Origin of the sequence: Bacillus sp. AY2-1, from assembly GCF_008368965.1 — a bacterium.
Classification (GTDB): Bacteria; Bacillota; Bacilli; order Bacillales; family Bacillaceae_G; genus Bacillus_A; species Bacillus_A thuringiensis_S.
Genome location: NZ_QPEL01000089.1, coordinates 1 through 6,429, shown reverse-complemented (window position 1 = coordinate 6,429; position 6,429 = coordinate 1). Strand labels below are relative to the sequence as shown.

Sequence of the window (6,429 nt, the reverse complement as noted above, 5' to 3'; positions counted from 1 at the left end):
GATTAGAACTTCGTTAACCCTTACAATATATGTAAGGGTTTTTCCTTGTTTATCCTTATTTTCCTCTAAATAGAATCTAAATCTAGCTATAATTAGATTTTTTATATTATTTTATCAGAAAAGTTTTAATTTTATATAGAAAATGTAATCGCTTTCGTGTATATTTTTATTATCAGAAAATTTTAACAAGATATAGGGGTATTTGTAGGGGGAGGATTTAGATGCAGCAACCAACGAATGAGAAATTACATCGTACGATGAAGAGTAGACATTTATTTATGATCGCACTTGGTGGTGTAATTGGAACTGGTTTTTTCTTAGGTTCGGGTTACACCATTAATCAGGCTGGACCAGGGGGGGCCATCCTTTCATATTTAGTAGGCGGATTTATTATGTATTTAACAATGCTTTGTCTTGGAGAGTTAACGGTAGCAATGCCGGTTTCGGGATCTTTCCAAAAGTATGCAACGAAGTTTATTGGACCAGGAACAGGCTTTATGATTGGTTGGTTATACTGGCTCGGCTGGGCAGTAACAGTGGGTCTAGAATTAACGTCAATAGGTTTAATGATGAAAAGATGGTTTCCAAATGTTGATGTTTGGGTATGGTGCCTTGTATTCGGCGTTATTCTATATGCGTCAAATGCTATCTCAGCGAAAAGCTACGCTGAATTAGAATTTTGGTTTTCTAGTATTAAAGTAATTACAATCCTTGCATTTGTTGTTCTTGAGTAGTAAAGTAATTACAATCCTTGCATTTGTTGTTCTTGGTGGTAGTGCATTATTAGGATTTATATCATATGACGGAAAAGAAGCAGCACCTCTTTTCTCTAACTTTGTAAGCGATGGTGGACTTTTCCCGAATGGACTAGCTGCCGTATTACTTACAATGATTACAGTTAACTTCTCGTTCCAAGGAACAGAGTTAATCGGGATTGCAGCGGGAGAAAGTGAAAATCCAGAAAAAACAATTCCACGTGCGATCCGTAATACAGTATGGCGCATTATGTTATTCTTCATTTTAACAATGACAATTTTAGTAGGATTAATTTCTTGGAAGGAAGCAGGCGTAATTGAAAGTCCATTCGTAGTTGTATTTGATAAAATCGGTATTCCATATGCAGGTGATATTATTAAGAAAGTCCATTCGTAGTTGTATTTGATAAAATCGGTATTCCATATGCAGCTGATATTATGAACTTTGTTATTATTACTGCGTTATTATCTGTAGCGAACTCTGGATTATATGCAGCGACACGTATATTATGGTCACTTGCAAATGAAGGAATGGCACCAACTTCTTTCAAGAAAGTAAATAAACGTGGTATTCCAATTACAGCGCTAGTCGTAACGATTGCGGTAGCTGGATTATCCCTATTCACAAGTTTCCTTGCAGAAGATACAGTATACATGTACTTATTATCGATAGCTGGTTTATCGGCTGTTTCAAGTTGGATCATTATTGCTCTATCGCAACTTCGCTTTAGAAGTCAGTATATAAAAGGCGGAGGAAAGTTAGAGGACTTAAAGTATAGAACACCACTATATCCGATTGTTCCAATTTTAGCTTTAATTACAAATAGCATCGTTGTTATTAGTTTAGCGTTTATTCCTGAACAAAGAATGGCGTTATACTGCGGTATTCCATTTATCATTTTCTGCTATATATATTATTATTATATGAGTAAGAAACAGCAGAAACCGATGAAAGTGGAGATGGACAAAACAAATGAAACTAACAATCAAACACGATGATATAAAGGCAGATTTATCGTACGCTCAATTAGCGATTGGAAAAGAAAACGGGTATTCACCGTTACAATTACTCGTTTCTTCTATCGCAGGATGTAGTGCAATTGTCTTTCGAACAATTTTAGAAAAGAAACGTATTACATACGATACGTTTACGATCGAAACTGAAATTGGTAGAAGTGAAGCTTTATCCAAACCAGTTGAAAGTGTTCATTTGCAATATAAAATTAAAGCGGAAAACATTACAGAAGAGCAGTTGGACAAAGCATTGCAGCTTGCAGTGAAAAATTGTACGATTGTTCAATCTGTAAAAGATAGTATAAAGGTTACGGAAACAATTGAACTAATAAAATGAAACATAAAAACGTGAGAGCCGTATTCTCACGTTTTTATGTTTTTAGAAAGAGGGGAAAGTGTAGTGGACTGTTTAGGTTGTAAATTAGCAAACGAAGAGGAAAAAATATATAAAGTATATGAAGATGATTATGTAACTTGCTTTTTAGATCATGCGCCTTTCTACCCAGGACATACTTTAATTGTGCCAAAGCAACATGTTGTAGAAGTAGAAGAATTAGATGACGTTGTAGCAAGATCAATTATGGATGCTTCTAAGCTGATTGCAAAAGCGATTAAGGCATTATATAAACCAGATGGAATTACAGTTTGTCAAAATGGTGGAGTATTTAACGAGTTAACACATTACCATATGCATGTCGTACCAAGATATAAAGAGCGTTCGTTTGCTGAGTTTTATACGGTGCAACCGGAGGAAAAGAAGAATCATAACTTTGAAGAGACAAAGAATTTGTTAAAAGAAGCGATAGAGCAAATACTGCATATTGAAAAGGTGTAAAAGAATTTTTCTTAGAGATACAGTCAGGAAAATTCTAATATTAAAAAGACCAATTTCTCAGTTACAATAGAGAAATTGGGCTTTTGTTTATTCTATTATTAAATTTTATCTATAAAAAGATTTTGCAGTGTCACAAAGTACAGTGCTCATTCGTTATATAGAGTGAGAGGAGGAATTATATGAAAGTTACAAATAACGATTATGAAAAGATGGAAGAGCTATACGAGTTGTACGAACAAAAAATTTATTATGTAGCGTATTCTATTTTAAATAATATTCAACAGGCTGAAGATGCGGTTCAAGAGACGTTTATTACTCTTTATAAGAACTTGGAAAAGCTCCATAGCTTGAGCACTGAAGAGCTTAAACGCTATATTTTGAGGATCGCGAAAAACAAGGCGATTGATAGTTACCGGAAAAATAAACGACATGAAACATTTTTAGAAGAATATGAAAGAGAATCAATAGAAGCAGTAGATGAAAATATTGAAGAGTGGGAAAAACGTAAAATGTCTGAGGTTCAAATTGATACATTGCTAAAAGAGTTAAATGAATCTAACAGACAGGTGTTTAAGTACAAAGTCTTCTATAACTTAACGTATCAAGAAATTTCAAGTGTAATGGGGATTACGGAGGCTAATGTCCGCAAGCAGTTTGAACGCGCTCGAAAACGAGTCCAAAATATGATAGGAGGTATACAACATGACGAATTCAAAGAACTCCAAAGAAATATATGAACTTGCTGAAAAAATTGCTTTAGATGATTTTGATAAACTCGAAGAAAGACATGAATTTTCACATACATATACGCGCAAAAGGAAATTGTTTATGGAGGAAATGAAGCTGAAAGATGGACAACCGCAGAAAAAGCGTAAAAGACATCGTATGTTAATCGCTGCTGCTTGCTTATTAATCGGCATGCCGACAACCGTTTTTGGAGCAGTGAAAGTCTATAATATGATTGTTCAAAAACAAAATTATGAAGTAAATGTTTCGGTAACAAACAAGGATTCGAAAAAGGCTGATAAGTGGTATAAGCTGAAAATTGATAAATTACCAGAAAATATGGAAGCAATTGATGACTCTGCTATGAAATATTCATTTAAAGATAACGACGCAAATGGAGGCTTTTCATTTAGTCTTTGGAGAGTAGGGGAAAATGCGGACTTTCAAACTTTATATTCAAAAAGCTACGAAGAAAAAGAGATAGGTGGCAAGAAAGCAGTAATTGTTCATAAAGAAACTGGAAACAACAATGTAATGTTTGATAGGAAGGTCTTTCTCTTTTTTGAGAAAGAAGGGATTATGTTAGAAAGTTTTATTGGATCAGATATAAATGAAGAACAAATGATAGATGTGTTAGGGAATATTTCACTTGAGCCCACGTCAAAAGAAAAGGCATCACATATATCAAATTATGATAAAAAGTATTTTAGCCAAGCAGATGAACTTAAAAAATCTAAAGTGATTCCTTTGAAAAAAGATAGCAAACGACTATTTCATATAGGGCAAAAGGTTCCAGTAACGATATCTATGGATAACAGCCAAATTGAATATGTGATAGAAAAAGTTGAAGTTTTTGATTCGATTAAAGATTTTAAACAAGAGAACTTTAATGAACTTGGCCTAGGGATATTAAGCAAGAAGAAGGCTTTAGATCAGACGGGAAAACTGCTATCGTACAGACGGGATGTATATAAATTAGGGAATGGTAAAGATTCAATTGATACATTAGTAGATTCGCAATTAGTTAATGTTAAATTTGTCTACTTGACAACAACAGTGAGAAATATTGGTAAACAGGCGACAGAAGAAATCTATATGCATCCATCCATAAAGCAGCTTAAATTTGAAGGGAATGCATGGAAATACGCTAAAGAAGAGGGAATGGATGCAACGCGTATTATGACGGGAGAAGTTGATTATTTAGAGCCTCACGGAGATGGGAAAAGCTTCTACAATATTGGCAGTATCCGACCAGGAGAAACGGTAAAAGTTAACTTAGGTTACTTTGTAGATGAAGATAAACTAGATTCAATCTTTTTGGATGCTTTCCATTACAGAGGGAATGGAAGTACTGAAAATATGAATGCGTCATATCGTTGGTGGATTGATATTCGTCAACAGTCAAAACAATAGGAACAAATACACAAAAAGCTGCTTATATTTAGCAGCTTTTTTCGTCTTCATACATATGTAAAACTTCTTTCGCACGTATACGTAAACCATCTATCAATTCTTTCGGTTCTAAAACTTTTGCATCTTTTCCAAGTCTATAAAATAACGGAGTAATAAAGTTAATCTCACCTTTATCAATTGTTGAATTTATATATCCTGTCCCATCCTCGTTTACTATAACGAATTCCTCAAGATAAGGAACGCTTTTACATTGGCGTACGCCTTCTGTTGTCAGTAAAACATGTAACTGAGTAGGACTGTGTACTACGTTAGAGTTAGAGGCAAACCACTCTTCTAAATTCATGAATGTATCCTCATTTTCTTCCGTTGATAATATAGAAAGAATACGATCGATACGATACAGTAATACTTTTTTCCTATCATAGTCATAGGACGGTAAGTACCATAGCCCGTCATGAGCATATACACCGATAGGATGAACATGTTTTGTTTTTATCCCTGATTTAGATTCGTATTGAAAGTGTAAATTTTTATTTTCAATAGCGGCAGTTAACACGTCGTTTAAAAGTGGTGTCTCAATTGTTCTCTTCGGATTCCAAAAGGCGATATAAGAATGTATTTTATCAACTTTCGCTTTCGCATCATGTTGTAGAGAGCTATACAGTTTATGCGTAACAGAATGGATCTCTGTATTAAAAGGCAGGTCTCGGTAGTAGCTTAAAGATTGAAAGGCAAAAAAGATGGAGACCGCTTCTTCTTCCGTAAATAAAATAGGCGGAATTACTCTATTCGTTAATACTTTATATCCTCCGTTGCGACCCTGCTCAGCGTAAATGGGTAATCCCATATCACTTAAATCTAAAATGTATCTATGGACAGTACGAACGGAAATATTAAATTCATCAGCTATTTCTTGAGCTGTAAATGCTTTTTTCGCAGAAGCAAATATAAGAATATCTAATAAGCGTTTAGCTTTTGACAAATGTATCACCTTTTTTCTTTTTAAACATGACATAAATTGTCGTGTTTTATTGTTAGTATATTGTTTACATCATATGTTATCAAGATGAGATACAAGGAGGAAAAGATATGTCACGTGAAATAGTTTTATTTATAGCGGCGAGCTTAGATGGATATATTGCGAAAGAAAATGATGATTTAGAGTGGTTAATGGAAACCGAAGGAGAGGGAGATAACGGTTATACAGAAATGTACGAAACGATTGATACAATAATTATGGGGAAAAGAACGTATGATTATGTAGTAGAGCATATGGAAACATTCCCGTATTTAGATAAAAAATGTTATGTTTTTTCTAACTCACAAAAAGGTTCAAATGAACACGTGGATTTTGTAAATGAAGAGGTAGTGGAGTTTACGAAAAGGTTGAAAGAGCAAGAAGGATCTAAAATATGGATGGTCGGTGGAGGGAGTCTACTGAGAGAGTTCTTTAAGAATAATTTAATTGATGAATATGTTGTTACAATTACACCGCATATATTAGGTTCTGGAGTTCCGTTATTTCAAGACAAGAATCCGGAAATTAATTTAATTTTAACGGATACGAAACGTTTTGGGCAATTTGTAAATTTATATTATAAAGTAAAATGATAAAGTGAAACTTTAATCAGTGGGGGTTTTGTTCATCTCCCACTGATTATTAGTTGAACCAATCGGGCTTTTACG

6 protein-coding genes and 1 pseudogene are annotated in these 6,429 nt (G+C 34.1%); 6 read left to right on the top strand and 1 reads right to left on the bottom strand.

Translation table 11 applies throughout. The annotated features are described in order from the left end of the window. Positions 1-221: 221 nt before the first annotated feature. The 5 genes and pseudogenes from DN403_RS20850 (at position 222) to DN403_RS20830 (ending at position 4,743) form a co-directional block, all read left to right on the top strand. Positions 222-1,754: pseudogene (locus DN403_RS20850) on the top strand (amino acid permease). Further along, a complete protein-coding gene (locus DN403_RS20845) occupies positions 1,729-2,106 on the top strand; it encodes an OsmC family protein (protein WP_000778854.1) in 378 nt (125 codons plus the stop codon). Before DN403_RS20850 ends, DN403_RS20845 begins: the two are co-directional and overlap by 26 nt. A gap of 63 nt (positions 2,107-2,169) precedes the next feature. After that, positions 2,170-2,604, top strand: a complete 435-nt coding sequence (locus DN403_RS20840; RefSeq protein ID WP_000340518.1) for an HIT family protein — start codon at positions 2,170-2,172, stop codon at positions 2,602-2,604. Positions 2,605-2,783: 179 nt separating this feature from the next. Then, the gene (locus DN403_RS20835; RefSeq protein ID WP_000869275.1) at positions 2,784-3,341 is read left to right on the top strand and encodes an RNA polymerase sigma factor; all 558 of its coding nucleotides are present in this window, start codon (positions 2,784-2,786) and stop codon (positions 3,339-3,341) included. Further along, positions 3,307-4,743, top strand: coding sequence for a DUF4367 domain-containing protein (locus DN403_RS20830; RefSeq protein ID WP_149185705.1), 1,437 nt, complete (start codon positions 3,307-3,309; stop codon positions 4,741-4,743). Before DN403_RS20835 ends, DN403_RS20830 begins: the two co-directional genes overlap by 35 nt. 28 nt (positions 4,744-4,771) lie before the next feature. Here DN403_RS20830 and DN403_RS20825 read toward each other — a convergent pair whose 3' ends face one another. After that, the gene (locus DN403_RS20825; protein ID WP_133964067.1) at positions 4,772-5,758 is read right to left on the bottom strand and encodes a helix-turn-helix transcriptional regulator; all 987 of its coding nucleotides are present in this window, start codon (positions 5,756-5,758) and stop codon (positions 4,772-4,774) included. 74 nt (positions 5,759-5,832) lie between these two features. Between DN403_RS20825 and DN403_RS20820 the strand changes: the two genes are divergently transcribed. After that, complete coding sequence (locus DN403_RS20820; RefSeq protein ID WP_098437278.1) at positions 5,833-6,354, top strand: dihydrofolate reductase family protein; 522 nt, start codon at positions 5,833-5,835, stop codon at positions 6,352-6,354. Positions 6,355-6,429 lie beyond the last annotated feature (75 nt).

Excerpts from the sequence above, each read along its gene's own strand:
- DN403_RS20825 (WP_133964067.1), bottom strand. The coding sequence starts at position 5,758 with ATGTCATGTTTAAAAAGAAAAAAGGTGATACATTTGTCAAAAGCTAAA.
- DN403_RS20835 (WP_000869275.1), top strand. The coding sequence starts at position 2,784 with ATGAAAGTTACAAATAACGATTATGAAAAGATGGAAGAGCTATACGAG.
- DN403_RS20830 (WP_149185705.1), top strand. The coding sequence starts at position 3,307 with ATGACGAATTCAAAGAACTCCAAAGAAATATATGAACTTGCTGAAAAA.
- DN403_RS20845 (WP_000778854.1), top strand. The coding sequence starts at position 1,729 with ATGAAACTAACAATCAAACACGATGATATAAAGGCAGATTTATCGTAC.
- DN403_RS20820 (WP_098437278.1), top strand. The coding sequence starts at position 5,833 with ATGTCACGTGAAATAGTTTTATTTATAGCGGCGAGCTTAGATGGATAT.